This is a genomic window from Amycolatopsis methanolica 239 (genome assembly GCF_000739085.1).
Classification (GTDB): Bacteria; Actinomycetota; Actinomycetes; order Mycobacteriales; family Pseudonocardiaceae; genus Amycolatopsis_E; species Amycolatopsis_E methanolica.
This window is the reverse complement of the sequence record NZ_CP009110.1, coordinates 23521-46953: the sequence shown is the minus strand read 5'-3', so window position 1 is coordinate 46953 and position 23433 is coordinate 23521. Positions and strand designations below refer to the sequence as shown.

The 23433-nt window shown below is 70.0% G+C and carries 30 protein-coding genes and 1 tRNA gene; 12 read left to right on the top strand and 19 right to left on the bottom strand.

All coding sequences use genetic code 11. From position 1 onward, the window contains the following. Positions 1-25: 25 nt before the first annotated feature. The 3 genes from AMETH_RS00265 to AMETH_RS00255 all read right to left on the bottom strand — a co-directional run bounded on the left by AMETH_RS00265 (position 26) and on the right by AMETH_RS00255 (position 2068). Positions 26-511, bottom strand: a complete 486-nt coding sequence (locus AMETH_RS00265) for a hypothetical protein (protein ID WP_017986003.1) — start codon at positions 509-511, stop codon at positions 26-28. 145 nt (positions 512-656) lie between these two features. Further along, positions 657-1301, bottom strand: coding sequence for an ATP-binding cassette domain-containing protein (locus AMETH_RS00260; RefSeq protein WP_223843278.1), 645 nt, complete (start codon positions 1299-1301; stop codon positions 657-659). A 125-nt stretch (positions 1302-1426) separates the two neighbouring features. Next, positions 1427-2068 (bottom strand): aminodeoxychorismate/anthranilate synthase component II, encoded by a 642-nt coding sequence (locus AMETH_RS00255; RefSeq protein WP_017986000.1) that lies wholly within the window; start codon positions 2066-2068, stop codon positions 1427-1429. A 172-nt stretch (positions 2069-2240) separates the two neighbouring features. Here AMETH_RS00255 and AMETH_RS00250 point away from each other — a divergent pair, with 172 nt between their 5' ends. After that, the gene (locus tag AMETH_RS00250) at positions 2241-3557 is read left to right on the top strand and encodes an FAD-dependent oxidoreductase (protein ID WP_017985999.1); all 1317 of its coding nucleotides are present in this window, start codon (positions 2241-2243) and stop codon (positions 3555-3557) included. Here the strand turns inward: AMETH_RS00250 and AMETH_RS38495 are convergent. Then, entirely contained in the window at positions 3554-3709 is a 156-nt protein-coding gene (locus tag AMETH_RS38495; protein WP_017985998.1) for a hypothetical protein, read from the bottom strand. The genes AMETH_RS00250 and AMETH_RS38495 overlap by 4 nt on opposite strands. After that, a complete protein-coding gene (locus AMETH_RS00245; protein ID WP_017985997.1) occupies positions 3709-4545 on the bottom strand; it encodes a class E sortase in 837 nt (278 codons plus the stop codon). Before AMETH_RS00245 ends, AMETH_RS38495 begins: the two co-directional genes overlap by 1 nt. Before the next feature lie 92 nt (positions 4546-4637). Between AMETH_RS00245 and crgA the strand changes: the two genes are divergently transcribed. Then, positions 4638-4904, top strand: coding sequence for a cell division protein CrgA (gene crgA, locus AMETH_RS00240; protein WP_017985996.1), 267 nt, complete (start codon positions 4638-4640; stop codon positions 4902-4904). A 189-nt stretch (positions 4905-5093) separates the two neighbouring features. Then, positions 5094-5393 (top strand): PH domain-containing protein, encoded by a 300-nt coding sequence (locus AMETH_RS00235; RefSeq protein WP_017985995.1) that lies wholly within the window; start codon positions 5094-5096, stop codon positions 5391-5393. On the opposite strand, the gene AMETH_RS00230 is transcribed toward AMETH_RS00235, so the two are convergent. Together AMETH_RS00230 and AMETH_RS00225 are read right to left on the bottom strand one after the other, a co-directional pair. Further along, positions 5390-6334 (bottom strand): rhomboid family intramembrane serine protease, encoded by a 945-nt coding sequence (locus tag AMETH_RS00230; RefSeq protein ID WP_017985994.1) that lies wholly within the window; start codon positions 6332-6334, stop codon positions 5390-5392. The two genes, AMETH_RS00235 and AMETH_RS00230, sit on opposite strands and share 4 nt — an antisense overlap. A gap of 22 nt (positions 6335-6356) precedes the next feature. Continuing rightward, positions 6357-6908 carry a peptidylprolyl isomerase gene (locus tag AMETH_RS00225; RefSeq protein WP_017985993.1) on the bottom strand — a complete coding sequence of 184 codons (552 nt, stop codon included), beginning with the start codon at positions 6906-6908 and terminating at the stop codon, positions 6357-6359. 97 nt (positions 6909-7005) lie between these two features. On the opposite strand from AMETH_RS00225, the gene AMETH_RS00220 reads away from it, so the two are divergent. Further along, positions 7006-7608, top strand: coding sequence for a hypothetical protein (locus AMETH_RS00220; RefSeq protein ID WP_223843020.1), 603 nt, complete (start codon positions 7006-7008; stop codon positions 7606-7608). A gap of 148 nt (positions 7609-7756) precedes the next feature. On the opposite strand, the gene AMETH_RS00215 is transcribed toward AMETH_RS00220, so the two are convergent. Next, the gene (locus AMETH_RS00215; RefSeq protein ID WP_026153664.1) at positions 7757-8209 is read right to left on the bottom strand and encodes a DUF6918 family protein; all 453 of its coding nucleotides are present in this window, start codon (positions 8207-8209) and stop codon (positions 7757-7759) included. A gap of 162 nt (positions 8210-8371) precedes the next feature. Then, positions 8372-8887, bottom strand: a complete 516-nt coding sequence (locus tag AMETH_RS00210; RefSeq protein WP_026153663.1) for a DUF2020 domain-containing protein — start codon at positions 8885-8887, stop codon at positions 8372-8374. 99 nt (positions 8888-8986) lie between these two features. On the opposite strand from AMETH_RS00210, the gene AMETH_RS00205 reads away from it, so the two are divergent. Together AMETH_RS00205 and AMETH_RS00200 are read left to right on the top strand one after the other, a co-directional pair. Next, on the top strand, positions 8987-10018 hold the full coding sequence (locus tag AMETH_RS00205) for a M14 family metallopeptidase (protein WP_223843018.1): 1032 nt from the start codon (positions 8987-8989) through the stop codon (positions 10016-10018). A 33-nt stretch (positions 10019-10051) separates the two neighbouring features. Next, entirely contained in the window at positions 10052-10681 is a 630-nt protein-coding gene (locus tag AMETH_RS00200; protein WP_017985988.1) for a helix-turn-helix transcriptional regulator, read from the top strand. Here AMETH_RS00200 and AMETH_RS00195 read toward each other — a convergent pair. From AMETH_RS00195 to AMETH_RS00170, 6 genes are all read right to left on the bottom strand, one after another. Continuing rightward, the gene (locus tag AMETH_RS00195; protein WP_026153662.1) at positions 10671-11549 is read right to left on the bottom strand and encodes a spermidine synthase; all 879 of its coding nucleotides are present in this window, start codon (positions 11547-11549) and stop codon (positions 10671-10673) included. The two genes, AMETH_RS00200 and AMETH_RS00195, sit on opposite strands and share 11 nt — an antisense overlap. A gap of 10 nt (positions 11550-11559) precedes the next feature. Next, positions 11560-12396 (bottom strand): hypothetical protein, encoded by an 837-nt coding sequence (locus AMETH_RS00190; RefSeq protein ID WP_017985986.1) that lies wholly within the window; start codon positions 12394-12396, stop codon positions 11560-11562. Further along, positions 12393-13706, bottom strand: a complete 1314-nt coding sequence (locus AMETH_RS00185) for a hypothetical protein (protein WP_223843017.1) — start codon at positions 13704-13706, stop codon at positions 12393-12395. Before AMETH_RS00185 ends, AMETH_RS00190 begins: the two co-directional genes overlap by 4 nt. Beyond that, complete coding sequence (locus tag AMETH_RS00180; RefSeq protein ID WP_209436836.1) at positions 13703-13993, bottom strand: DUF6403 family protein; 291 nt, start codon at positions 13991-13993, stop codon at positions 13703-13705. The genes AMETH_RS00185 and AMETH_RS00180 overlap by 4 nt, the downstream gene beginning before the upstream one ends. Before the next feature lie 256 nt (positions 13994-14249). Beyond that, positions 14250-14322, bottom strand: a tRNA-Ala gene (locus tag AMETH_RS00175). Positions 14323-14351: 29 nt separating this feature from the next. Further along, the gene (locus tag AMETH_RS00170) at positions 14352-14540 is read right to left on the bottom strand and encodes a DLW-39 family protein (RefSeq protein WP_017985983.1); all 189 of its coding nucleotides are present in this window, start codon (positions 14538-14540) and stop codon (positions 14352-14354) included. 169 nt (positions 14541-14709) lie between these two features. Here AMETH_RS00170 and AMETH_RS00165 point away from each other — a divergent pair, with 169 nt between their 5' ends. Both AMETH_RS00165 and mbp1 read left to right on the top strand, forming a co-directional pair. Beyond that, entirely contained in the window at positions 14710-16107 is a 1398-nt protein-coding gene (locus tag AMETH_RS00165; protein WP_017985982.1) for an FAD-binding oxidoreductase, read from the top strand. 60 nt (positions 16108-16167) lie between these two features. Further along, a complete protein-coding gene (mbp1, locus tag AMETH_RS00160) occupies positions 16168-16401 on the top strand; it encodes a microaggregate-binding protein 1 (protein WP_017985981.1) in 234 nt (77 codons plus the stop codon). A gap of 642 nt (positions 16402-17043) precedes the next feature. Here the strand turns inward: mbp1 and AMETH_RS00155 are convergent. Both AMETH_RS00155 and AMETH_RS00150 read right to left on the bottom strand, forming a co-directional pair. Further along, positions 17044-17901 carry a YceI family protein gene (locus AMETH_RS00155; RefSeq protein ID WP_017985979.1) on the bottom strand — a complete coding sequence of 286 codons (858 nt, stop codon included), beginning with the start codon at positions 17899-17901 and terminating at the stop codon, positions 17044-17046. A gap of 103 nt (positions 17902-18004) precedes the next feature. Then, complete coding sequence (locus AMETH_RS00150; RefSeq protein ID WP_017985978.1) at positions 18005-19138, bottom strand: PP2C family protein-serine/threonine phosphatase; 1134 nt, start codon at positions 19136-19138, stop codon at positions 18005-18007. Between the two features lie 107 nt (positions 19139-19245). Between AMETH_RS00150 and AMETH_RS00145 the strand changes: the two genes are divergently transcribed. Next, positions 19246-20106 (top strand): LLM class flavin-dependent oxidoreductase, encoded by an 861-nt coding sequence (locus AMETH_RS00145; RefSeq protein ID WP_223843016.1) that lies wholly within the window; start codon positions 19246-19248, stop codon positions 20104-20106. Positions 20107-20607: 501 nt separating this feature from the next. Further along, a complete protein-coding gene (locus tag AMETH_RS00140) occupies positions 20608-21147 on the top strand; it encodes an NUDIX hydrolase (RefSeq protein WP_017985976.1) in 540 nt (179 codons plus the stop codon). Here AMETH_RS00140 and AMETH_RS00135 read toward each other — a convergent pair. Further along, positions 21133-22260, bottom strand: coding sequence for an NsdA family TPR-like regulatory protein (locus tag AMETH_RS00135; protein WP_026153659.1), 1128 nt, complete (start codon positions 22258-22260; stop codon positions 21133-21135). The two genes, AMETH_RS00140 and AMETH_RS00135, sit on opposite strands and share 15 nt — an antisense overlap. A gap of 153 nt (positions 22261-22413) precedes the next feature. Here AMETH_RS00135 and AMETH_RS00130 point away from each other — a divergent pair, with 153 nt between their 5' ends. After that, a complete protein-coding gene (locus tag AMETH_RS00130) occupies positions 22414-22620 on the top strand; it encodes a hypothetical protein (protein WP_017985974.1) in 207 nt (68 codons plus the stop codon). Between the two features lie 17 nt (positions 22621-22637). Here the strand turns inward: AMETH_RS00130 and AMETH_RS35415 are convergent, their stop codons facing one another. Continuing rightward, positions 22638-22988, bottom strand: a complete 351-nt coding sequence (locus tag AMETH_RS35415) for a winged helix-turn-helix domain-containing protein (RefSeq protein ID WP_209436835.1) — start codon at positions 22986-22988, stop codon at positions 22638-22640. A 145-nt stretch (positions 22989-23133) separates the two neighbouring features. On the opposite strand from AMETH_RS35415, the gene AMETH_RS00120 reads away from it, so the two are divergent. After that, a complete protein-coding gene (locus AMETH_RS00120) occupies positions 23134-23427 on the top strand; it encodes a hypothetical protein (RefSeq protein WP_017985972.1) in 294 nt (97 codons plus the stop codon). Positions 23428-23433 lie beyond the last annotated feature (6 nt).

Here is a 23433-nt window from a genome sequence, read left to right as displayed (position 1 = left end):
CCCCACCGGGGAGGCGGGCCCTTCGCTATGCCCGCCGGTGCACGATCCGGCCCGTAACCGCGGCGCTCACCACCAGCAGCAGCACGCCGCCGAGCAGGCCGAGCGCCACCGCGCTGGTGTGCGAGCCCGCTCCGGTCAGGGACCGCGGCATCGGGTTCACCACCGGCACCCACCGGACCAGCAGCACGACCCCGAGCAACACCAGCGCGGCGAGCACGGTGTAGCCGATCCGCGGCAGCACCAGACGGGAGCACGGCAGTCCGAGCCCGATGCCGGCCGCCGCGCAGGCCGCGTGCGCGACCACCCCGTCGTTCAGGACGGCGGCGGGCAGACCGTGGTGCACCAGGGCCGCCCACGCGAGGGACACCGCGGTGAGCACCACGCAACAGAGCGCGGCCGCGGCCACGAACCCGGTGCGCACAGTGGACAGCCGGCGGGCGTGGACCAGCGTGAAGAGCCGCTGCACCGGGTCTTCGGCGTCCACCAGCGCGACGGTCAGCCAGCACGCCACGACGGTGAGACCGCCTGCGCGGACGGCGAATTCCGGCGGGACTGGCGCCGTCGGGTCGTTGTACAGGACGGCGAGCAGGACCAGGTAGGCCAGCGACGGCGGCAGCAGCGCTGCGAATGCCCGAGCAGCGCGAGCTGGTAGCGGATCACCGGCGTGCCTCCGGGGTGTCGACCCGCGCCACGGACCAGCCGCTGTTCAGCGCCTTCAGCAACAGCTCGTCGGTGCGCTGCGCCGCGACGGTCAGTTCGACGTGATCGCCGGTGCGGCGCGTCGCGAGCACACCCGGCAGGTCCACCTCGCCGGACCCGCGCAGCACCACCCTGGCGGCCCGGTCGACAGTGGTCAGCACGCCGCCGGTCAGCCGGTGGACCTCGGTCGCGTGGGCGCGCTCGTCGCGGTGCTCGGTGAACACCACGCTCGCGCCGCGGGCGCTGGTCTCGGCGATGATCTCGGCTAGCACGCCGTGCGCGTCCGGGTCGATCCCGGACCACGGTTCGTCCAGCACGAGCAGGTCCGGTTGGGTGAGCAACGCCTGGGCCAGCCCGACTTTCTGCGCGTTGCCCTTCGACAGCTGCCGCAGTGGCGCGCGCGGGCCGCCGGCCAGCGCCAGCCGGTCCAGCAGCGCCCGCGGGTCCACTTCGGATGCACCGGAGATCCGGCCGAGGTGCCGCAGGTAGGCGAGCGCGCTCATCCGCGTCGAGGCCGGAAACCGGTCCGGCACGTACCCGACGCGCGGGCGGCCGGTCACCGTGCCGGACGTGGGCCGGGACACCCCGGCGAGAATCCGCAGGAGCGTCGACTAGCCGGAGCCGTTGGCGCCGACGACGCCGACCACGGTCCCGGGGCGCACCTCGAGGTCGACCCCGGTCAGCACCCGGGCGTCACCGTAGCGCTTGCCGACCCCCAGCAGCCGGATCACGCAGCGGCGGCCTTCTGCAACGCCGCGACCTCACGCTCCAGCGCATCGACCACCGGCGCCTGGACCGGGTGACCGGCGGTCGCCATCCAGTTCGCCAGCATCCGGTGGCCGCCCTGCGTCAGCACCGACTCGGGGTGGAACTGCACGCCCTCGACCGGCAGCTCGCGGTGCCGCATGCCCATGACCACACCGGACTCGGTGCGCGCCGTGACGTCGAAGGAGTCCGGGATCGTCTCCGGCAGCACGGTCAGCGAGTGGTAGCGGGTCGCGGTGAACGGGTCGGGCAGGCCGGCCAGCACGCCGTTGCCCTGGTGGTGCACCTGGCTGGTCTTGCCGTGCAACAGCTCCGGCGCGCGGTCCACGGTCGCGCCCCACGCCACGCCGATCGCCTGGTGGCCGAGGCAGACGCCGAGCATCGGGGTGTGAGTGTCAGCACACTTGCGCACGACGTCGATGCTCTGGCCGGCGCGCTCCGGCGTGCCGGGGCCGGGCGACACGAGCACGCCGTCGAACTCCGGCACGCGGTCGAGGTCGACGACGTCGTTGCGCCAGACAGTGCATTCGTTGCCGAGCTGGGCCAGGTACTGGACCAGGTTGTAGACGAAGCTGTCGTAGTTGTCGACGACCAGAACGCGCATTGGGTCAGGGTATGCGACGCGAAGCGTCTCCGTTGAGGGTGGCGGCGGGGAAGCGGCCGGCCAAGAGTGCCGGCGTCCACGATGTGGACCGCAATTCATATCACAGTGAAAGTAAGGGTCACCTATCTTTACCGTGGCAAGGGTGAGCCGTAGTCCTCTTCGCGTCGCCATCGTGGGCGCCGGCCCCGCCGGCATCTACGCCGCCGACATCCTCGACAAGTCCGACGCCGACGTCAGCATCGACATCTTCGAACGCATGCCGGCGCCGTTCGGGCTGATCCGGTACGGCGTCGCGCCCGACCACCCACGCATCAAGGGCATCGTCACCGCCCTCCACAAGGTGCTCGACCGGCCCGGCATCCGCCTGCTCGGCAACGTCGATTACGGCACCGACATCAAGCTGGACGACCTGCGCGAGTTCTACGACGCGGTCATCTTCGCCACCGGCGCGATGAGCGACCGCGCGCTGAACATCCCTGGCGTGGACCTGCCCGGCAGCTATGGCGCCGCGGACTTCGTGTCCTGGTACGACGGCCACCCGGACGTCCCGCGCACCTGGCCACTGGAGGCGACCAGCGTCGCCGTCCTCGGTGTCGGCAACGTCGCGCTGGACGTCGCCCGGGTGCTCGCGAAGACCGCGGACGAGCTGCTGACCACCGACATCCCGCCGAACGTGTACGAGGGCCTGAAGTCGAGCAAGGTCACCGACGTGCACGTGTTCGGCCGCCGCGGGCCCGCCCAGGCCAAGTTCACCCCGCTCGAGCTGCGCGAGCTGGACCACTCGCCGAACGTCGAGGTCATCGTCTACCCCGAGGACATCGAGTTCGACGACGGCTCGATCGCCGCGATCCGCGCCTCCAAGCAGGTCGACATGGTGGTCAAGACGCTGCAGGAGTGGGCGATCCGCGACCAGGGCGACCGGCCGAAGCGGCTGCACCTGCACTTCTTCCACTCGCCGACGGAGATCCTCGGCGACGACCGGGTCACCGGCCTGCGCACCGAGCGCACCGAGCTGACCGGCGACGGCAACGTCCGCGGCACCGGCGAGTTCCACGACTGGGACGTCCAGGCCGTGTACCGCGCGGTCGGCTACTTGTCGTCCGAGCTGCCGGAGATCCCGTTCGACCACGACAGCGGCACGGTCCCGAACGAGGGCGGCCGGGTGCTGGACATCGACGGCGACCAGGTGCCCGGCGTGTACGTGACCGGCTGGATCAAGCGCGGCCCGGTCGGCCTGATCGGCCACACCAAGGGCGACGCGGCCGAGACGATCCGCAACCTGCTGGCCGACGCGGACCAGCTGACCGCGCCGAAGCAGGCCGACCCGGACGCGATCACGTCGTTCCTCGCCGACCGCGGTGTCCCGTTCACCACCTGGGAGGGCTGGGGCAAGCTCGACGCGCACGAACGCGCCCTCGGCGAGCCGCAGGGCCGCGAGCGCGTGAAGGTCGTCGAGCGCGACGAGATGGTCCGCGTCTCGCGCGGCTAGTTCACCGACACCTGGTTGAAAGGCAGCATCGGCTCCAGCCAGGGGAACACCACGAACAGCAGCAACGCGATCACGCCGAGCACCAGCACGAGCGCGATCAGGGCCCGGACCGCGACCGGTCCGGGCAGCCTGCGCCAGATCCAGCCGTACATCACACGCCTCCGATCGCCTGCAGCAGCTGTTCGTAGGTGGCACCCGGGGTCTTCGGGTACTGGTTCGTCAGCACGGCGTGCACGATCAGCCGCTGCTTGTCGGAGAACCGCGGGTGGCAGGTGGTCAGCGTGAGCAGGGCGACCTGCTGGGCGGGCGGCAGCACGTCGGCGGTCTGGTGCGGCACCGGCGCGACCACCTCGCCTTGGTCCGGCGTCACGATCTCCCGGCCGAAGGTGCGGCCGTACGGTCCGCCGTCCGCCGCGTCCGTGCGCAGCGTGCCGACGTTCGCGCACTGCGGCCGCGTGGCCTTGTCCGCGTTCCAGTTCGCGAGTTCGTCGGCGTGCGGCAGGACGCGGTAGACGAAGAAGTCGCTCTGCGTCTCGATCACGATCGCGTCGCACGAGGCGAGCAGGTCGAGGTCGTTGAACGGGGCGCCCTTGCCGACGCGGTGCCCCGCGACGGCGAAGTTCCCCGGCTCGCCAGGCAGGGCGGTGCCCTTGTAGTGCCCCGGCCCGACTTCGAGCGCCTTCGCGTCCGTGCCCTCCTGGATCGTGAAGTGGTAGTCCGCGCCGAAGCTCGGGATGTACATCTTCGCGAACGCCTCGCCGTCGATCAGGTCGGCGTGCCGCGTGCGGCCCTGCGCCCAGTCCTGGTCCAGCGCCACCGTCGCGCTGGCCTGCTTGCGCGCGGAGAACAGGTCCGTGACGTAGAGCTCGTAGACCACGAACAGGAGCACGACGAGTCCGGCGGTGATCAGCAGCTCGCCGATGGTCCGCACGGTCCTGGCGAAACCGCCACCGGACTTCCGCGGTGGCGGGGCGTCGAGGACTGCCACGCGCGCTCCTCTCTCGGGGACGCTTACGTTAACGTGTGAATGTACGGGTGGATGCGCACCACCTGGCCAGACACGAACACCGCGAGGTTCCGATGCCCAAGTCCAAGGTCCGCAAGAAGACGGCTTACACGCCGCCGGCCGATCGGCGCACGCCGGTCAAGGTGCGTGCCGCTGGGCCGTCCAGCCTGGTCTACAAGATCGTGATGTTCGGGCTGATGCTGCTCGGCCTGGTCTGGCTCGTCGTGAACTACATCGCGGGCGACAAGATCCCGTTCATGGCGGACCTCGGCAACGGCAACTTCGCGGTGGGCTTCGCGTTGATGATCGTCGGTCTGCTCATGACGATGCGCTGGCGCTGAGCGGAAGATCACGGCGATTGCCCCGAACAGCCGCTTGACCCCTAATTACAGCACTGTGACTTTTCCCCAGTGTGGATAACCACTGTGGATAACTCGTCTCCGCACTGGGCTCCGCGACCCGTTCTGGTCGGAGCCGGTTGTGCCGCGGCCGTTTTCGCGACGGCCGCGGCGGTACTGGCGAGCGACCGCATGGGCACCGTGTTCTTCGCCGTCGCGGCGACCGCGCTGACCGCGTTATCACTGCACGGTTTGCTCGTCCGCCCCCGTCTCACCGCGGATCCGCGTGGGCTGCGGATCCGCACCACGACGGGAAAACACGACCTGCACTGGCCCGAGGTGACCGCGCGCGTGCGCACCACGCGCCGCTTCGGCCGCGACTCGGCGACGCTGGAAATCGAAGCGGGCGACCAGCTGTTCGTCTTCGGCTGGCTCGAACTCGGCGCCGATCCGCGGGACGTGCTCGACACGCTGACCGCGTTGCAGCCCTAGCCGGCGAGCCCCGTGCAGGACAGCAGGTTCCCGCGCAGTTCGCAGGACACGCCCGCCAACTGCGCGTCACGCACGAACACCAGCACCACCAACGCGATCAGCAGCGCCGCCACCGCCCCGCCCTGCCAGTATTGGCGCCCCTTCGCCGGCGCGTAGACCATCGCCGCCGTGACGAGCGCACCGACGATCAGGCCGCCGAGGTGGCCGAGCAGGGAGATGTTCGGCAGCGACACGGTGATGATCAGGTTCAGCACGATCGTGCCGATCGCGTACGCCGGGTTGAGCCGCAACCGGATCACCGCGACGAGCATCGCGCCCAGCAGGCCGTAGATCGCACCGGACGCGCCCGCGGTCGCCCTCGTCATGCCGTCGAACAGGTACACCGCCACCGCGCCGCCCAGCAGCGACACCAGGTACAGCGCGGTGAAGCGGACCCGTCCCAGCAGGGTTTCCATGTCCCGGCCGAGGATCCACAGCGCGAGCATGTTGACGGCGAGATGAATCGGCCCGTAGTGCAGGAAGCCGGACAGCACCAGCCGCCACCACTCGCCGTCGTCCGCGATCAGCACCGGTAACAGCACGCCGTCGCGGAACAGCGGCGCCGCGTCGTTGCCGGTCAGGCTGCCCGCCTGCGACACCGTGACCACGTACACCAGCACGTTGAGCACGATGAGGATCGGCGTGACCACCGGCCGGTGCGAAACCGGGGCGCCGGCGATCGTGCGCGGGGTGTAGCGCTGGACGTTCTGCTCGCGCCGCCCGGTCTGCACGCAGTCGATGCACTGGTAGCCGACCGAGGCCTCACGCAGGCAGTCCGGGCACGCCGGACGGCCACACCGGACGCAGGTGAGCCCGGTGGGGCGCGACGGGTGCCACCAGCAACCGGGCAGGGCCGACTGCTGGGGCGGCTGCGAGACAGGCGGGTGGGGAGGCATGTTCACGATGCCTCCAACCTACCCTGGCTCAGCCTGCACGTTCGATGTCGATCTTCTCGATGACGACGTCCTGCAGCGGCTTGTCCGCCGGGCCGGTCGCGGTGTTCGCGATCGAGTCCACGACGTCGCGCGACTGCTGGTCGGCGACCTCGCCGAAGATCGTGTGCTTGAAGTTCAGGTGCGGCGTCTTGGCCACGGTGATGAAGAACTGCGAGCCGTTGGTACCCGGTCCCGCGTTCGCCATCGCCAGCAGGTACGGCCGGTCGAACTGCAGTTCGGGGTGGAACTCGTCGCCGAACTGGTAGCCGGGGCCGCCGCGGCCGGTGCCGGTCGGGTCGCCGCCCTGGATCATGAAGCCCGAGATGACGCGGTGGAAGATCGCGCCGTCGTAGAACGGGCCGGAGTTCTCGCCCTTGGCGTTCGGGCGCTGGTACTCCTTCGTGCCCTCCGCGAGGCCGACGAAGTTGGCCACCGTCTTGGGGGCGTGATCAGGGAAAAGGTTGATCCGGATGTCACCGGCGTTGGTGTGCAGCACGGCGGTCGCCTTCGCACCAACGAGGGATTCACTGCTCTGGGTCACCGCTTCATCGTGCCATCCGCAGCGAGATCGGCCGGAAACGGGCAGGATGGTTACGGGGATGGAACGTGAGACGAAACGATTGTCGAGGTGAAAGGCCATGACCCGAGCTGCGGACTCGGTGGGCGAGTCGGTCAAGGCCGGCTTGCTCGGCCTGAGCAAGCGGGCCGTCGAGGTCGGCAAGGCAGGCGCCGAAGTGACCGCTCAGGCCGCCCACGCGGCCGAGAAACGGCTTTCCGAGAGCACCGAGGAGGCGCGCAAGGAAGCCGTCAAGCGGGGCCGTCAGGCCCGGAAGGACCTGACCAAGGCGAGCAAGCAGGCGCGCAAGGAGGCCGCGGCGCGGCTCGCCGAGCTGCGCAAGCCCGGCCGCAAGGCCCGCAAGGCCGCGGTGCAGGCCGCGAAGGCGGCGGGCGAGTCGAAGCGCAAGGCCAAGAAGGACTTCAAGCAGGCGAAGAAGGACTTCCGGGCCGCGCTGGAGGAGGCGAAGCTGGCCGCCAAGGGCACGAAGAAGAGCCGCAAGTGGCCGCTCTTCCTGGTGCTGGGCGTCCTGGCCGCGGCAGGTGCCGCGGTCGCGCTGCGTGGCAAGCAGGAGCCGCCGGTGGCCACCGAGCCGCCGCGCGCGGCGCCGAAGCCGGCCACCCCGGAGTCGACGGCGAACGGCCAGCACGCGCCGAGCCCGTCACCTGCGGAAAAGCAGAACTGACACGTTCCACCGGAGGTGCCGCTCGGCTCTGGTTCGAGCGGCGCCTCCGCCTGCGCGGGCGCCATCCGCGGGACGCCCGCACATGCGAAACGGCCGCTTTCCCTACTGGTACCGAAGGGAAAACGGCCGTTCGCGCGCGTGGCCTGCCTCAGGCGGCGGCCGCGTGCTTGTCGATCAGCTTGCCCAGGCGGGGCAGCGCCTCCTCGACGTTCTTCTTGCCATTCGGGCGCAGCTTCTCGTAGACCTTCTTGATGCTGTCGCGGCTGCTCTTGGCGGCGCGCGCGTCGGTCACGCTCAGCAGCGCGTCGGCGGCCTGGTCACCACGGCTGGACAGGTAGGCGCCGAAGTCGCCGCCACCCTGGGCCTTGAAGTCGGCGTAGAACGGCTCGAGCGCGGCGGTGAAGTCGTCGAGCAGGCTGTCCACGGCGGAGCCGATGATGCCCGGCTTGATCTTCTTGACCGCGGCGAAGCCGGTCTTGATGACGGCGCCGGACACGCCGCCCTTGTCCGAGACCTCTTCGTCGACCAGCGTCTCCAGGTCGGTCACAACGGCCGGACGCCTGCTGGAGTCGAGCAGGATTTCCTTGAGGGTGTCAGCCACGAATGTCTGTCCTTCTTCACATCGAGGTACACGGGGGGGCTTCTCGCAGCCCGTGGCACGGCGCCGGCCGCAGGTCTCGACCGTACGCGTGCTGGTCCTCCCCCGGCTGCGAGGTGCGATCAGGGTAATACAAGATCAACTTGACACTGCACCCTGGCGGCCTTAAAGCCGCGAGATCGCCTGCCGGGCAACGGTTCTCGCCTTCACCGTCTGTTGCTGATCGGTGGTCACGACAACCGCCGTACCGTCCTTGGCCACGGCATATACCGCGCCGTCCGGTTTCGCTGCGTAACCGCCCTGCCACCCTGGCGGATCGGTCGCGGGGTTGCTCGTGGCCACCGGGGCCGCCTGGTCGACGATCGCCTTCGCCACCGCCGGATCGCCGGTGTAGACCCACACGGTCAGCTGGAGCTTCCCGGAGAGCGCGTAGAAGAAGCACGCCGGATGCGGCTGGTCGGCGGAGACCTCCACCTTCGACACCCGCTGGCCGTTGGCGTTCGCGACGAACGAGTTCTCCAGGTACGGGCAGGGCGCGGCGCGGGCCGGCGTGGGCTCCGGCGGCAGTTGCACGGCGATCGTCGGCGGCGCACTCGGCGATGGGGGCGCCTCCGGAGCCTGTTGGGCGGCACAACCGGCCAGTGCGGCGGCCGCGAGCAGGGCGGGCATAACTCGTCGCATAACCCGATCAGTGAACCACCCGGCAGCCACCGGGTTGTCGCTGGCGCGCCGCTACAGCAGGGTAGAAGAAGCTACTCTACGTGTTCATCCGGAGGCGAAATGTATTCACTTCGGGCCGCCGGTGGCGTGCTCGCCCTGGTGACCGGAGCCGCCCTGCTGGCCGGGACCGCGCCCGCGCATGCCGTCGCGGCCGAGTTCCCGGCAGGCGACGAGGGCTACCACACCTACGCCGAGGTCACGACGGAACTGCAGAAGGCGGCCGCGAACCACCCGGAGATCGCGGTGCTGTCCAGCGTGGGCAAGTCCTACGAGGGCCGCGAGCTGAACCTGATCAAGATCAGCGACAACGCCGCCGCCGACGAGGGCGAGCCGGAGGTGCTGTTCACCTGCAACCAGCACGCGCGCGAGCACCTGACCACCGAGATGTGCCTGCACATCGTGCAGCGCTTCACCGACGGATACGCGAGCGACCCGCACATCCGTTCGATGGTCGACGGCCACGTGATCTGGGTGGTCCCGAACGTCAACCCGGACGGCTCGGAGTACGACATCTCGGACACCGACTACAAGTACTGGCGCAAGAACCGCAGGCCCGTCGAGGACGGCAAGATCGGCACCGACCTGAACCGCAACTGGGGCTACAAGTGGGGCTGCTGCGACGGCTCCAGCGCGCGGCCCGCGTCAGACACCTACCGCGGCCCGTCGGCCTTCTCCGAGCCGGAGACGCAGGCCGTGTCGAGGTTCGTCGACTCCCGCGCGGCGGGCGGGAAGCAGCGGATCAAGGCGCACATCGACTTCCACACCTACTCCGAGTTGGTCCTCTGGCCGTTCGGGCACACCGAGGACGACACCGGCGAGGGGATGACGGCCGAGGAGAACGCGCGCTTCCGCGACGTGGGGCAACGCATGGCGGCGACGAACCAGTACAAGGCCCAGCAGTCCAGCGACCTCTACGTCACCGACGGCGACATCAACGACTGGATGTGGGGTACCCACAAGATCCTGACGTTCACCTTCGAGATGTACCCGACGAGCCCGTTCCCCGGCTTCTACCCGCCGGACGAGGACATCGTCCGGGAGACGACCCGCAACGACGCGGCGGTGGACATCCTGATCTCCGAGGCGCGCTAGACAATCGATCCAGGTTTTGTACATCATGCCCAGGTGACCGATGCCGACGCGGTGCTCTCCGCGCTCCGACCCGTGCTCGACGGCCTGGCCGCCACCTTCGGCGGCAACTGCGAGGTCGTCCTGCACGACTACCGGCGGCCGGAGGGCTCCGTCGTCGCCGTCGCGGGCGAGGTCACCGGCCGCGCGCCCGGCGGCTCGATGAGCGAGCTGGGGTTGAGCCTGCTCAAGCAGGGCCGCGACGCGCGCGACCAGATCAACTACCTGACGCGGACCCCGGCCGGGCGCGTGATCAAGGCGTCCACGATGCTGCTGCGCGACCGCGACGGCGAGGTGTTCGGGGCGCTGTGCGTGAACCTGGACGTGACCGACCTGCGGCACGCCGCCGTGCTGCTCGGCGAGCTGGCGGCGGTGACCGCGCTGCCCGACGCGACCACGACGTTCACCAATGACGTCGGTCAGCTGATCCGCGCGGTCGTGGCCGAGGAGGAGCTCAAGCTCGGCCGGCCAGTGAGCCGCATGACGCGCGCCGAGCGGCTGGACCTGTTCCGGGCCCTCGACGAGCGCGGGCTGTTCGCGCTGCAGAAGGCCGTGCCGGAGGTGGCCGCCGCGCTGGGGATCTCCCGCGCGTCGGCCTACAACCACCTGGCCGAGATCAGGTCCTAGGCGGCAGGCCGAAGACGTTCCACGGCGGGCGCGGGGTGTCCAGCGCCTCGTCGTCGCGGATCGGTTTGGCGTTGCCGCGGAACCGCTCCAGCTCCGCGCCGCTGGTGACGCGGGACGGGAAGGCCGCGGACGCGGCGCGACGGGTGATCCCGTCGACGGGCAGGTCCGCACGCGAGGCGACCAGCACGACGTTGCCGAACCGCCGCCCGCGCAGCACGCCCGAGTCGGCGAGCATCACGACGTGCGGGAACACGGCGCCGATCGTGGCGACGACCCGGCGGGCGAACTTCAGGCCCGGCCCGTCGGCGACGTTGATCAGGTACGTGCCCGCGGGCCGCAGCAAACGGGCGACGTCGGTGGTGAACTCCAGGGTCGCCACGTCACCCGGCATCTTCGCGCGCTGGAAGACGTCCGCGACGACCAGGTCGGCTGAGCCGTCGCGGCGCGTGGCCACGCCCTCGCGGCCGTCGGAGATGCGCACCCGCAGGTTGGGAACCGCACGCAGGTCGAGCTGCTCGCGGACGAGCTCGATGAGCGGCTCGTCGGCGTCGAAGACGAGCTGCCGTGAGCCGGGCCGCGTCGCCGCGATGTAGCGCGGCACGGTGCAGCCCGCGCCGCCGAGGTGCAGCGCCTCCAGTGGGCCGTCGGCGAGGCAGTCGATGACGTCCCCGATGCGCCGCACGTACTCGAACTCCAGGTGCGTCGGATCATCGAGGTCCACATAGGACTGCGCGACCTCGTCGACGGTCAGGAGCCACGCGTTGGGGCGGTCGGCGTCGGCGAGCAACTCGGCGAGTCCGAAGCGGACCGGGTAGCGGCCTGGAACTGGACGGGCGGTGCCGCGCCGCTTCGTGCCTCTGCCTGCCATTGCCGCAACTCTACGTGACGCGGCGGCAGCGTTCGCTCAGCGCGTCGACCCGCTTGGCCAGCGCGTTGTACTCCGCCTCGGTGCGGGCGTCCGGGATGTCGTCGAGCAACCGAACGTAGTCGTCGATGATCGAAGCGGGGTGCCTGCCGTCGAGGTCGATGATCTGCTGGGCCAGCACGGCAGCCCCGGCGTTGAGCCTGCTGCGCGCGTCGCCGGCCGCCGTCCGCTGTTCCTGCACCCGGATCGCCAGCCGGGCGGCGCGCCGGGCCGCGAGGTTGAGGCCCACCGCGCCGAGCACGACGGCCAGCACCGCGGCGCCGGCGATGAGGAACCGCGGCAGCGGCGCGCTGATCTCGCGCGCGCCGTCCGGGACGGTGCCGGCGCGGACGAGCAGGTCGTAGTTGACCGCGACGACCTTGATCGCCTCCCGCGGCCGGTCGGCGAACTGGTCGATGCCGCGCTTGATGATCTGCTCGGCCACGAAGGCCTTGCCGAAGTTCTCGTCGTCGCGGTCGGGCAGGAGCGCGCAGCCGTAGGTGTCGTACTCGTCGTCGCCCTGGCTGAGCAGCAGGACGAGGTTGCCGTCGGCGGCGCGCTCGACGTCGTCACAGCCTTCGCGGAGGTCGGCGCCGGGTTCTTCGACGATGACGACGAGCCGACGGTTGCCGATGACGCGTTCGGCCGCGGCCTCGTCGAGGTCCACCCCGTCCGCGACGTACACCGAGGATGTGCGCACGTCGCGGGCCATGGCACCCTCGAAGATCCCGCCGGTCCACAGTGCCCAGACCGCGAAGGCGAAGCAGACGACGGTGGCGATGCCGAAGGTGCTGCGGAAGAACTTCGTCATGCCAGCCTGCCCCGGAGGTAGACGGCGGGCCGGTACTCCCGGCGCTTCAAGGTCTTCGCCACGTGGTCGAGTTCGGCCTCGGCGTCGTCGAGCAGGGCGGCGACGTGCTGGTCCGGCAGGTTCTCGGCGACGGCTTCCCGAGCGGACTGGAGGGTGGCGATCGCCCTGGTCAGCGCTGGGTCGGTGGTGTCGCCGGTGAGGCCGGAGACCTCGATGGCCAGCGCGGTGAGGCCGGCCATCCGCACGCTCGCGCCCGGCCGCCGCTGCCCGGTCGTGCGTACCGCACGCGCCGTCAGGACCAGGAACACGAGCGCGCAGGCCGCGAAGATCCACGGCAGCGCGGGCAGCGCGACCCGGACGGGGTCGAATGGCTGGTACGGCAGTGGCCGGTCGAACAGGCCCGCATAGCGGACGTCGGTGACGCGGTCGAGGTAGGCGCCGAGGATGTTGCGCTGCGGGTAGGCGTAGAGGCTGAGCCGGTCGCTGTACTGGCCGTAGAAGCCGGCGGCGGCGATCTCGGCGAAGTCGGCGGCCTGCGGCCCGTGGTACTCGACCCACTCGCCGTACATGACGACGATCGGTTTGCCGGAGAAGACGCTGGTCAGCGCGGTGCCGTAGTCCGGGATGGGCTGTCCGGCCCGCTGCCGGGGCAGGACGACGAACAGCGCGCCGTTCGGGAAGGCGTCGGCCGCGGCGGGGATGTCGGTCATGCCGTGCGTCCCGCTGGCGCGGAGGTCGGCGACAACGGGTTCGAGCTCGGCGGCGGTCGGCTGGCGGTACCGGATGGTGTCGGCGTCGGGTGGTTCAGGCCGGTCCTGGATGTGGGCGATCAGGAAGAGCAGCAGGTCGGTGACGTCTCCGGCGGCGAACTGGGCGCGCCAGCCGGTGAGCCGGTCGGCGGCGACCCGGCCGGGGTCGCCGGTGACCTGGGTGCCCATGATCGTGATGTTCGCGTTCTCGACGTCGCGGACGCGGTCGCGCTCGGCCTCGTCCAGCCCGGGCGGGGCGACGAGGATGCGGACGTCGGTGGCGCCGATCGCCGCGCGGACCTGCTGTTCGTCCCACTGCGCGATCGAACCGGGCAGCCGGGTGACCGAGGTGGCGGCGACGAGCGCGGTCATCTCCGCCACGGAGGGGACGGTCGTGTCGCTGAGCTCGCCGGCCTCGCCCTCGCGGATGGGGTCGGTGCGCGTCGGCGACTGCCCGTAGCTGACGTCGAAGGTCTGCCCCTGTGCGACGAGGAAGACGACGAGGACGCCGATCGCGGCGGCGAGGCAGCCCCAGCGCAGCCATTCGAGCCCGCGCTTCACGCGTCGCGCCACAGTTGATCGGCGCGCCGGGCGGCGTGCTCGGCGGTCTCGGCCGCGCCGGTGCCGCCACCGTCGGCAAGCAGGCGCTCCGCCTTGGTGAGGAGGTGTTCGGCCTCTCCGATGTCGGTCATGGCGGCATCACGACTGATCTGCGCCCTGGCGACGGCTGCCCGCGCCGAGGACCAAGCCGTGCCGGTGGAGCGGCGCCGGTCGCGACACCGCGGAAGCAACACGGCACCACCGCCCGCGAGGACGAGCACCGCGGCAGCGGCGAGCCAGACGGCCAAGGAGGACAAGGGAACCCCAGCGGATCAGGTGATCAACGAGCCCTGATTGTCCATGATCAGCAGACCGGGCGCGACAGTTTCACCCCAAGACATCACATCAGCCGCTTCGCCCTCCGGCGCCCCTTACGCGGCCGACGCAACCACCAGCGGGGGTTCGGGGGGCGCGCCCCCCGAGCGGGGCGTGGGGGCTGCGCCCCCACAAGACACGCGAAACGCAAACGACTCGCGCTCTCCGCGAGCACGAGCCTCCGATGCGTGGAGCTGAGGGGAATCGAACCCCTGACCTCTGCCTTGCAAAAGCAGCGCTCTACCAATTGAGCTACAGCCCCGGACGCGGGCCCCCAAGCCCGCGTGAAGTTCAGTTGTTCGTGCCTGCCTCGGCGGCCTTCGCCGGCGCGCTGCCGTTCGTCGAGACCGCGGCCAGCGGGCGCTCGGTCGGAGCGGTGGCCTCGCGCCACAGGTCGGCCTCAGCCTTGGCGTCCTTGTTGCGCTTGATCACGAACAGCACCCCACCCGCGACGACTGCGAGCGCCAGCAGCTTCTTCACGTTCAGGCCCCTCTTCGACGTTCCGGCTGACCTCACGATGCTACTGCACCCGCCCGGGGGAGGTTCGCGCGGTGCGGACGGCCGCCATCTGTAATGCAGGTCACACCGACTTCGACTTCCTCTGGTGGTTCGCGCCACGTCCACTATCCGCCCGCGAAAGCAGGAAGCCATGAACCCCTTCGACGTGGAGACCTTGCGGCGGTCCCTCGACGGCGCCGCCCTCACCCCCGGCGATCCGGGGTACGACCAGGGCCGTGCCGTGTGGAACGGCCTCATCGACCGCCATCCGGCGGTCATCGTCCAGCCGTCCGGCCCGCGTGACGTCGCCACGGCGCTCGCGACCGCCCGGAACTCGGCGCTGGAGGTGGCCGTCCGCGGCGGCGGGCACAACGTCGGCGGGGCCGCGGTGGCCGACGGCGGCCTGACCATCGACCTGAGCAGTCTCGACCAGGTCGTGGTCGACCCGGGCACCCGCACCGCGCGGGTCGGCGGCGGGGCGCGGTGGCAGCAGGTCGACACCGCCACCCAGGGGCACGGCCTAGCCACGGTCGGCGGCACCGTCAGCGACACCGGCGTCGGCGGCCTCACCCTCGGCGGCGGCTTCGGCTGGCTCACCAACCAGTACGGCCTGACCTGCGACAACCTGCTTTCCGCGGAGGTCGTCCTCCCCTCCGGCGACGTGCTGCGCGCGTCGGACACCGAGAACACCGACCTGTTCTGGGCCCTGCGTGGTGGCGGCGGGAACTTCGGCGTGGTCACCGAGTTCGAGTTCCGGCTCCACCCGGTCGGCCCGGTCGTCCAGGTCGGCCTGTTCTTCTGGGAAGAGGACCGCGGCGCCGAGGCGCTGCGGCACATGCAGGGGATCATCGAGTCGTTGCCGCGGAAAGCCGGCGCCATCATCGCGGCGCTGAACGCTCCGCCCGCCGATTTCGTGCCCGAGGAGCACCGCTTCCGTCCGGGTTACGCGCTCCTCCTCGCCGGGTTCGGCCCGGAGCCGGAAATCGCCGACGTCGCGCAGCAGGTCCGCGCCGGTCTCGCGCCGCTGTTCGAGTTCACCACCCCGATGCCCTACGTCGCGCTCCAGCAAATGCTCGACGAGACCGCGCTGCCGGGCGTCCTCGCGTACGAGAAAGCGCTTTACCTGGACCGTTTCTCGGAGCCGGTCATCACCGCGGTCACCGAACGGCTGCCGCTGCGCAACTCGCCGATGTCGTTCCTGCCCAACATGTTCGCGGGCGGCGCCTTCACCGAGGTCGCCGACGACGCCACGGCTTTCGGCGGCGCCCGGAAACCCGTGGTGCTGTTCAGCATCGGCGCGTTCGCCAACGACGCGGACCTGCTCGCGCGCGACCGGCAATTGGCCAGGGATCTGTGGGACGCCGTGGCACCGCATTCGTCCGGCACCGGCGGCTACGTCAATTTCATGACCGACTACGAGGACGACCGGGTGCGCGCGAGTTTCGGGGCCGCGAAATACGCGCGGCTGGCCCGGATCAAGGCGCACTACGACCCGGAGAACCTGCTGCACCGGAATCCGAACATCAAACCCGCACTGGCACCCGCGTAAGTGATTAGCCCCCTGTCACCCGGGTAGCCGATTTGTGACGGTGACGAAGGAGGGGCGGAAATGACCGACAAGGAAGACCGTCAGGAAGGCATCAAGGGCGCGGTCGAGGGCCTGAAGGGCAAGGTCAAGGAGACCGCCGGCACGTTCCTGGGGAACGACTCGGCCCAGCGGGAAGGCCGCGCGCAGCAGGAGAAGGCGGACGCACAGCAGCGCGTCGCCGAGAAGGAAGCCGAAGCCGACCGGGCGCGGGAGGAAGCGGCACCGGGTGAGGCGCGGCAGCGCCGCGAGCAGTAACCCACCCCGAGACACGGCCAGGTCAGACGCGGCTCAGTTCCCCGTCTGTCCTGGCCGTTCCACGTGGAACCAAGGTTGACCTTGCCCCTGGGGCAGGCCCCACAGTCGCTTCCGCCGGGCAAAATGCCTGGTACGAGGAGGGCGACATGGGATGCCGTTGGCGCGGATTTCCCTGGCCCTGTCCAGCGCCGTTCCGGCAGCCGAGGTCCTCGCGTACTGGCGTTCGGTCGAGGCCGATGTCGCGGCGCGCGGGCGGCTCGTCGCCTTCCTCGTCGAGCAACTGTCCGGAAAGGACACTGCCATGACGAATCCTGACGCCGCCCACCCCCGGGCCGCACCTGCTGGCCGGCGAGCTGCACCAGCTGACACAGAACCACGTGCAGGGCACCGCGATCCCGGCCACGCTGGTCAAGGCCCTGCACCGGCAGCCGGCCGAGCCGGATCTGCTGCTGCGCGACGGCCGGGACGGCGTGGTACCTGCTGTGCTCCGACGGCCTCTACAACGCGGTGCCGCCCGGTGTGCTGCACGCCGAGCTTGCACGCGGCCGCGACCCCGGGCGACGCCGTCGGCACGCTGGTCGACCTCGCCAACCGGCGCGGCGGCCCGGACAACATCGCCTGCGTGGTCGCCGACGTCGCGGCCTAGGCGCCGCGGACGGCCTGAACGTCGAAGCGGAGCTCGACCGTCGAACCGACCACCACCAGGCCCTTCGCGAGCGTCTGCTGCCAGTTGATCGTGAAGTCCTCGCGGTGCAGCTCGGCCTTCGCGACCGCGCCGAGCCGCTCGCCGTTCCACGACCGCAGGCCGAGGTAGCTCGCGTCCAGCCGCACGCCGCGGCTCGCGCCGCGCAGGTTAAGTGTGCCGTCGATCTGCCAGCGGTCCCCGGCCACGCGCTGGGCCCGGTCGCTGAAGAAGTGGATCTTCGGGAAGCGTTCGACGTCGAGGAAGTCGGGCGAGCGCAGGTGCTCGTCCCGCTTCTCCGCGGCGGTGTCGATGCTGGCCGCGTCGATGACGACCTCGATCGACGAGTTCTCGATCCGCTCGCCGACGGTGATGCTGCCGTGGAAGCGCGTGAACCGGCCGTGGACGCGGGACAGGCCGATGTGCCGCGCGACGAAGCGGATCGACGTGTGGTCCGGGTCGATCACCCAGCGGCCCGCCCCCGGCAGGCGGACGCTCGCGTCGGGGTGCAGCTCGAGGTCACCCAGCGAAGTGTGGTCGCCGCTGGCGACGTCGACGGTGTGGGTGAGTTCGCGGTAACCGCCCGCGGTGATCGTCACTTGGTAGGTGCCGGTGGCCGCGGTGACGACCGCCAGCCCGTAGTCGTCGGACACCGCGCGGAAGACCCGCGGGCTCCGCCTGTGCCGGAGGACCATCTCGGCCCCGGCCAGCGGGTTGCCCGTCTCGTCCCGCAGCCGGGCGCTCACCAGGCCGGCGCCGGCCGCGAACGTGACGGGCTCCCCCTGTCGGCCGTCACGTCGACGCAGGCGGCTGAACATCGGAGGGTCTCCCATCGGTCGGCGGTCCGCAGGCGACCATAACCAGCAGAACGGTGTTCCGTGACCCGGTCGTTACCAGAGTCACCGCTCCGGCAGCGCTGAATCACCCCTCCCAGTCGAGGCAGATCACGCAGGCGTCGTCCTTGGGGTGCCCGTCGGCGGCGTCGACAACGGCCCTGGTCAGCGCCTGCGCCACGGCACGCGGGTGCAGCCCGGCGGTCTCCCGCGCCAGCCCTCGCAGGTCCACCGATGCCGCCTCCCGCTCCAGCATCCCGTCGGTCAGGAGGAACAGCCGGTCGCCCGGGCGCAGGTCGACGACCTGGACCTCGTGCGGCTTGTCCTGCAGGCCGGTGCCGAACGGGGTGTCGCGGTGCAACGGCACCTCGCGGACGTGGCCGCCGCGCAGGAGCAGTGGGAGCGGGTGCCCGGCGTTGACGGCCTCGGTGCGGCCGCCGGCCAGTTCGATACGGAACAGCTGACCGGTCGCGTACGGGATCTTCGCGTGGTGCAGCACGGCCCGGTCCGCCTCCGCCGCCTGGTCGGCGAGGGGCCGGTTGGCCCGGCGGGCGCCGCGCAGCGCCCCCATCAGCAGGGTCGCGACCAGGCCGGATTGGACGTCGTGACCGACCGCGTCGGTGATCGACAGGTTCAGCGTGCCGTGGTCGAGGGCGTAGTCGTAGGTGTCGCCGCCCACGTCGTCGGCGGGCACGAGCGCGCAGGCGAGCGTGAACTCCGGGGCCTCGCAGGACGGGGCGGGCGGCAGCAGCTGGTGCTGGATCTCGGCCGCGAGGCTCACGTGGGTGGTGCGCTCGCCCCACTCGTAGAGATCGGTGAAGCGCCGGTCGGTGACGATCAGGTAGGCGAGGGCGTGGGCCATCTCGCCCACCTGCCGCAGCACGTCGGGGCCAGGCACGGTCGTTTCGAGCAGGCCGATGGCGTCGCCGCGGTGCGTGACGGGCACGATGACGCGCCCCTGGTCGTGGAACGGCTCCTGGCTGTGCAGGACGCGCTCGTAGACGCTGCCGGCCAGGTCGACGCGGTCGGCGTCCGCGCCGTGCAGTGCCGTTCCGTCGAGGCGCACCAACTCACGGCCCACGAGGTCGACGAGCAGGAACGAGGTGTCCGCCGCGGCGAAGCGCTCGGCCAGGTAGGCGGCGACCACGTCGACCGAGCGGACCGGAGAGGCCCGCTCGGCGGCGGCGAGCACCGCCGCAAGGCCGGACCGGACATCGGACATGCCCGCGCTCCCTCCTTTCGGTGGCGCCGTGGGTACCCGTTCGGCTGCGCCGGTTAACCCTCGAGCGGCGAGTCTGTCGGATTCACGGTGGTTCGTTCGTAGAAGACGTGAAGTCCGGCATCAGGCCGGGCCGCGTGAGAGGGGCTTCACCAATGACAGGTCAGATCAGGCCGTTGCGGTTCGGCGTCGTCGCACCGATCACCACAGACATGCCGACTTGGCGTGATCAGTTACGCGGGCTGGCCGACAGTGGTCTCTCGACGGTCCTGATGCCCGACGTGCCGCAGTGGCAGCCCGCACCGGGCCCGGCGCTCGCCGTGGCGGCAACGATCACCGACCTGCGCGTGGGAACCTGGGTGTACGCATCTCCGGTTCGACCTGCGTGGATCACCGCGTGGGAGGCGCACTCGCTGTCCGTGCTCACCGATGGGCGTTTCGAAATGGGCATCGGCACCGGCCGTCCCGGAATCGCCGACCAACTCCGTGAGCTGGGTCTGCCGCTAACTCCGGAGAGCCAACGGTGGAGCCAAGTGCGTGACGTGGTCACCGCCCTGCGTGACCTCGACGGTCCGGACCTGCACACGCCGGTGGCCATGGCCGTGCGCGGCCCGAAGGCACAAGCGCTGGCAGCTGAACTCGCCGACACGGTGACCTTCGTGATGCCGCAGATCGAGACGCGGGCAGCGACGACGCAACGGGTACAAGACTTCGACAACCGTCGCGGTGCGGAACTGGCCTTGCACGTCCCCGTGGTCGGCGACTCGGTCGCTGCGTTCATGGCCGCACCCGACACCGACCCCGCCGCCGTCCGGGCCGCGGACTCGCTCGCGTTCCTGCCCAGCGATCCCGCTGCCGCGGCCGAAGAAATCCAACGGCGACGCGAGGAGATCGGCTTCTCCTACTTCGTGTTCGGCGCCGACGCCGCCGGTGCCCTCGCGCCGGTCGTCGCCGAGCTGGCGGGACGGTAGGCAGCCAACAAGCACTCGGACAGTGGCGTAACCAATCCGCGCGGATCTGCGGGGCATGTCGCCCAGAATGACGCTCAGCCCCCGTTTCCCTTGGATGGGAGACGGGGGCTGACCTGTTGTGGGCCCAGGAGGACTTGAACCTCCGACCTCTTCGTTATCAGAAGAACGGGTCGCGTCTCAGGCGTGTCCCGCGGTCTCAAACGGCCCTGTTCGCTCGCCGTCGCGACATCGGGGCGTCTCACGTTGTCTCAGGATTCACACCCTGTCGCGAGCCGCACTGGACACAGGATTGGACACCACTTCCGGGGCGCTTGCCTCCTACCCACCGGGTCGGCGGGCGAGCAGCATCTCCAACATCTCGGCCGGTGTCGCACAACGAAAGCCCGTGTCGTCAGGCCGCCGGAACGAGGACTTCTCCGACAGCGTTTGACATGCGAGACGACCCACGGGAGGTTCATCGGCGTGACCCCACACAGCGCTAGAGCGGGAGACCCTATCCCCATGGACAAGGACCGATGGATCGTCCACGGCGAGCGTCCCGTCTACGAGACCGAGTGGGTCAAAGTCGGCTTAGCCGACATCTCGCAGCCATCGGGCGAGCGCTTCGAGCATCACACCGTGTGGTTTCCGCCCGTCGCCATGGCGATCGTCTTCAACGACACTGCGGATCACGTTCTCATGGCTTGGCGACACAGGTTCGCACCAAACATCTGGAGCTGGGAAGTACCCGGCGGCATCATCGACGGCGACGAGTCCCCTGAGGAGACCGTCGTCCGCGAGATCGAGGAAGAGACCGGCTACCGGCCGCGCTCGATCGAGCCGCTGATCACGTTCGAGCCCGCGGTGGGCATGCTGCGCAACCCGAACCACCTCTTTGTCGTCCGAGGCGTCGAGCAAGTCGCCGACCCGACCGAGCAGAACGAAGGCACCTTCCAGTGGATGCCCTTCCGCGACGTTCCCGACCTCATCCGAGCAGGCCAGGTCGGGAACTCAGGCGCTCTGATCGGGCTGCTGCACGTTCTCGCGCTAGGCGGCAAGTAGCTCCGCGATCCGGGCTCGCTGCCGGGCTGAGCCTGTTGTGCCGGCCAGCTCGGCGGCTTGTCGGGCCTGCACGCGCGACTCGTCCAGGTCGCCGCGCTTCCGCAGGGCAAGCGCGAGGTCTACACGAAGCCCCGCCTCTGCTCGCCGTGAGGTGAGCGTGGTGAGCCCATCGAGCGCCGCTGTCAGGTCCTCGATCGCCTGGTCTTCGCCGAGTCGCGCCAAGCAGTTGCCCCGCCACCGGGCGAGGTGCGCGCCGTTCAGCATCAGGTACGGCAACTCAGGGTCGTTGTCGCCAGCTGGCAGCACGTCGGCCGCTTGATCGAGCCGCCGCATCGCGCCGGATCGGTCCCCCGCCGCGGCCAGGAACTCGGCGTGCGCCGCGGCCAACCACGACCGAAGGCGTGCGGGGACCTGTCCGAGCAGCCTGGGTTCGCTTGCATACTCGACCAGCTCCACCGCATCGGCGGCCCGGCCGGCATCGAGCAGAACGTAAGCCTGCTGCGCCGTGACGTGCGCGAGCACGGCTGGGTTCTCCCCCTGCCGTGCTGCGGACTTCGCGATGTCGTGCAGGTCCCACGCTTTCCGGAGATCACCCGCATCGAGCGCTTGCCAACCGGCGAGCGCAGCCGCCTCAGCGAGGGTCACCGCCGCTGTCGGAAGGTGGCCGCTCGGCAGCGCATTTCGCAGCATCTGCTCAAGGTTGCGGACGTGGGCTTCGGTCTGCGGAATGATCGCCGCCCCCAGCAGCCGGTCCTGCAGCCGGTAGAAGTTCGTCTGCTGGTCTAGCAGCGAAATCACCGCTGGATCGAGCCGGACCACCTCGAATGTGCTCGGGAGGTCGAGCGCAGGTGGCGGTGTGGTCTCGACCAACCCGAGCGCGGCCGGTGGAAGCTCGAATACCTCGCACAGTTCGTCCCGCCAGTCCGTCGGGATCACCGCGCCGGTCTCCCACGACGTGTACATCCGCTTCAAGCTGGCTTCCTTCGGGGGCATCTTGCCCCGGCGACGGCGAGCCTGCGTGAGCTTGGCCCGGACCTCGCCTTGCGTCATCCCGGCGGCAAGGCGAGCACGGCGAAGCTTGCTCTCGGTTGCCCCGCTGTCCCCCACGGTCACCTCCCTTGCGGGCATTGTGCCTGGTCAGCCCCTGGTGAGTCGAGCGAATCACCAACGACTCACCAGGGACTCATCTCCCCAAGAAGCCGGAACCAGACGAATCTTGAGGCATGGCAACGGAAACCGCCGAGCCGCAGAACCTGGGAGGTAGCCATGGGCAAGAAGGGCAACATGATTCCGGTCCCGACTGGTGGGAGCGGGCTACTGCCGAAGGTGCTGGGCGCCCTGATCGCGCTCGCGCTACTGGTCTTCGTTGTGAAGCACCCGACCGATGCGGCGAACTGGGCCAAGGCACTCGCCGCGGGCATCGGCAGCATCATCGACGGGATTGCCGCCTTCACCCGGCAGCTCGCCGCATAGCCGAGCCTGTTGACTCGTCACGAGCCGAGACGCCCCAAGGCAGCAGACAACCGACGCTCCAGGTCTTCGAACTGGTGCCTGATCGTGCGGACTTCGTCGCGAAGTTCCAGCAGCTCAGTCCGAGCTTCAGCAAGCCGGGACTCTGGCGTCTTCCCAGCATCCTCGGGAGCGAGCACAACCGCGGCACTCTTCTCCCTCAGGGCGACAAGACCTTCCGCAGCGAGCAGCCGAAGTGCCTGATTCGCCGTGGTGCGAGAACCGCCGTGCTGCGCGACCAGCTCGCGAGTGCTGGGCAACCGCTCCCCCGGCTTGAGATCACCCGCAAGGATGCGCTCACGTAGCTGACCGGCGATGTCTTCCCTGGTCACGACCATCGAATCCCCTTCCGCAGCGCACCCAGTCTAGCGCTGTCCTAGGCCAGACCCTTGACAAGCAAATCTGTCCTACTTACTGTCTCACTCAAGCCAACTGGCCTAGGACAGAAGTCCTCGAAGTTCAACGAACAGGAGAGCAATGAAGTTCGCACGGATCACCAGCCCCACGGCCGTCGACGCGCTGTTTCCGCTGGTCGATGAGGACATTTCCGCCGTGGCGCGGGATGAGGAGATCGCGGCGGAGGTCGCGGAGATCGATGCGCTGATCGAGGAGGCGGAGCGGGAGTGGGCCGCGGCGGAGCGTGTGGAGTCGTTCCGGGTGTCGCGGGAGCTGACTGACCTGGTCAGCGCGCGTCGGGCGGTTCGGCGGGTGACGCGGGAGGTGCTGCGTTCCCGGGTCCGCACCGGCAGTGCGGGTAAGGCGGCTGCCTGACCATGT

Bases quoted from the DNA above. Each gene is read 5' to 3' on its own strand.
- AMETH_RS00255 (WP_017986000.1), bottom strand. From the start codon at position 2,068: ATGCGCGTTCTGGTCGTCGACAACTACGACAGCTTCGTCTACAACCTG.
- AMETH_RS38495 (WP_017985998.1), bottom strand. From the start codon at position 3,709: ATGTACGGCTGGATCTGGCGCAGGCTGCCCGGACCGGTCGCGGTCCGG.
- crgA (WP_017985996.1), top strand. From the start codon at position 4,638: ATGCCCAAGTCCAAGGTCCGCAAGAAGACGGCTTACACGCCGCCGGCC.
- AMETH_RS00235 (WP_017985995.1), top strand. From the start codon at position 5,094: ATGGGCACCGTGTTCTTCGCCGTCGCGGCGACCGCGCTGACCGCGTTA.
- AMETH_RS00220 (WP_223843020.1), top strand. From the start codon at position 7,006: ATGACCCGAGCTGCGGACTCGGTGGGCGAGTCGGTCAAGGCCGGCTTG.
- AMETH_RS00210 (WP_026153663.1), bottom strand. From the start codon at position 8,887: ATGCGACGAGTTATGCCCGCCCTGCTCGCGGCCGCCGCACTGGCCGGT.
- AMETH_RS00205 (WP_223843018.1), top strand. From the start codon at position 8,987: ATGTATTCACTTCGGGCCGCCGGTGGCGTGCTCGCCCTGGTGACCGGA.
- AMETH_RS00195 (WP_026153662.1), bottom strand. From the start codon at position 11,549: ATGGCAGGCAGAGGCACGAAGCGGCGCGGCACCGCCCGTCCAGTTCCA.
- AMETH_RS00190 (WP_017985986.1), bottom strand. From the start codon at position 12,396: ATGACGAAGTTCTTCCGCAGCACCTTCGGCATCGCCACCGTCGTCTGC.
- AMETH_RS00165 (WP_017985982.1), top strand. From the start codon at position 14,710: ATGAACCCCTTCGACGTGGAGACCTTGCGGCGGTCCCTCGACGGCGCC.
- mbp1 (WP_017985981.1), top strand. From the start codon at position 16,168: ATGACCGACAAGGAAGACCGTCAGGAAGGCATCAAGGGCGCGGTCGAG.
- AMETH_RS00155 (WP_017985979.1), bottom strand. From the start codon at position 17,901: ATGTTCAGCCGCCTGCGTCGACGTGACGGCCGACAGGGGGAGCCCGTC.
- AMETH_RS00150 (WP_017985978.1), bottom strand. From the start codon at position 19,138: ATGTCCGATGTCCGGTCCGGCCTTGCGGCGGTGCTCGCCGCCGCCGAG.
- AMETH_RS00140 (WP_017985976.1), top strand. From the start codon at position 20,608: ATGGACAAGGACCGATGGATCGTCCACGGCGAGCGTCCCGTCTACGAG.
- AMETH_RS00130 (WP_017985974.1), top strand. From the start codon at position 22,414: ATGGGCAAGAAGGGCAACATGATTCCGGTCCCGACTGGTGGGAGCGGG.
- AMETH_RS00120 (WP_017985972.1), top strand. From the start codon at position 23,134: ATGAAGTTCGCACGGATCACCAGCCCCACGGCCGTCGACGCGCTGTTT.